Source organism: Candidatus Hydrogenedentota bacterium (genome assembly GCA_018005585.1).
In the GTDB taxonomy this organism is placed as follows: Bacteria; Hydrogenedentota; Hydrogenedentia; order Hydrogenedentales; family JAGMZX01; genus JAGMZX01.
In genome coordinates, this window is sequence record JAGMZX010000065.1 from 27019 (window position 1) to 28780 (window position 1762).

The window sequence follows — 1762 nt, forward strand, 5'->3', positions numbered from 1 at the left end:
GCAGGCGACAGCAGCATTGCCCGCCATTGGGCGTTTGCCAAGAGCTATCATCTCATCGGCGAGATCTCGCGCGTGGGCGAGCAGCCCGAACTGGTCGGCGAATTGCGGGAACTGAGCCGGCAATACGGGGTCCGGACCAGTTACAGCGAGTAGCCTCGCGTCATGTCCTGGAAGCGGGCGAAAAGGTTCTGATACCCTGTTTCCCATTAGCGCAAAGCAATGGATAATAGAGTGTCTAACTATCGAAAAACGAATTCAAACGGCCGCGTCTTTTCCATTGTCTTGGCCGCCTGTCTCGCGTTGTCGCCGTTCACGGCAATCCGGGCCGCGGAAACGCCGAACTCCCAGGATGCTTCCGCGGCGCGGGCTCACGTCATTCTGGTCTCGCTGGATACGACGCGGGCGGACCATCTGGGGTGCTACGGCAGCAAGCGGGTGAAGACGCCGCGGCTGGACGCGCTGGCGCGGGAGAGCATCCTCTTCGAAGATTGCCTGACGGCAGTGCCGACGACGCTGGCGTCGCATGTCACGATGTTCACGGGGAAATATCCGCACACGCACGGTGTGCCGCGGAATGGATTTCTTGTCAACGACGAGAACGTGATGCTCGCGGAGATTCTGAAGGAGCGGGGTTATCGAACGGCGGCGTTTCCCGCATCGTTCGCGCTCCACGGCAGGTTCCAAATTGCACAGGGATTTGACTACTATGACGACGGCTATCAGGATGTCGCCGCCGTGGGCGACCCGCGCAATCAGCGCCGCGCGGCCGATGTCACGCGGGCGGTGCTGGAGCATGTTGGCAAGATGACTGGCGAAGGGCCCTGGTTCCTGTTCGTTCATTATTATGACCCGCACATGCCCTACGATCCGCCCGGTGCGTACCGGACCATGTACGCCGCGGGGCACGGCCACCGGGATGTGCGGGGTTCTCGCGATGCGTGGGGGCGTTCGCAGTCAGCGCCTTCGACCGCGCGTCTCCCGGATGCCTATGCGGGCGAAGTGAGCTACATGGACGAGCATGCAGGGAGGCTTCTGGACGGGCTTCGTGCGCGAGGCATATTGGATGGTGCGCTGCTGCTGGTTACGAGCGACCACGGGGAAACGCTCCTCGACCACACGCCCCATTTCGATCACGGTCTTACAGTCTACGAAGACACCATGCACGTCATTTGCATGTTCCGTCTGCCGGGCGCGGCACGGGGAGGAACGCGGGTTTCCGGACAGGTGTCCAACAGTGACTTCCTGCCGACGATATTGGGCTTTCTGGGTTTGATGCCGCCCAAGGGCGTTGAAGGGAAAGCCATAGACCTGCTGGAAGAGACTATCCGGACCCCGCATGACCGGGTATTTGGACAAGCCACGAAGCCTCATGCGATAGTCGAAGCCGGTCAGGCGTGGCCGAACATGCGCAAGGCGCGCGTTGTGCGCGAGGGAGACCTGGCTTTCATCCAGACACCTTTTAAGGGCGAGGAAGAACTATACGACCTGTGCCGTGACCCGCGCCAGCACAGGAATCTCGTTGAGGAAAAGCAGTGGAGCAGCCGGGTCACCGCGTTGCGGGAGCACCTGGAAGCGTGGGCGGCCTCGGCGCGGCCTTTGCCTTCGCGTTTCGAGACTTCGGGCCGCGGCGAGACTCTGGAACGCCTGGAAGCGCTGGGCTACCTGGAATGACCCCGCGCCGGGAAGAGGTGAAGAGAACGTGAGGCAAGGGAAGTGGCAGTGTGCGAGCATGTGGCTGCGCCGTCTGGCGAACCCGGACGCC

General features: G+C 62.1%; 1 protein-coding gene. It reads left to right on the top strand.

Features of this window, described 5'->3' with window-relative positions:
• Positions 1-231 precede the first annotated feature (231 nt).
• Positions 232-1671: a sulfatase gene (locus KA184_12485; protein MBP8130388.1), complete on the top strand. Its 1440-nt coding sequence runs from the start codon at positions 232-234 to the stop codon at positions 1669-1671.
• Positions 1672-1762 lie beyond the last annotated feature (91 nt).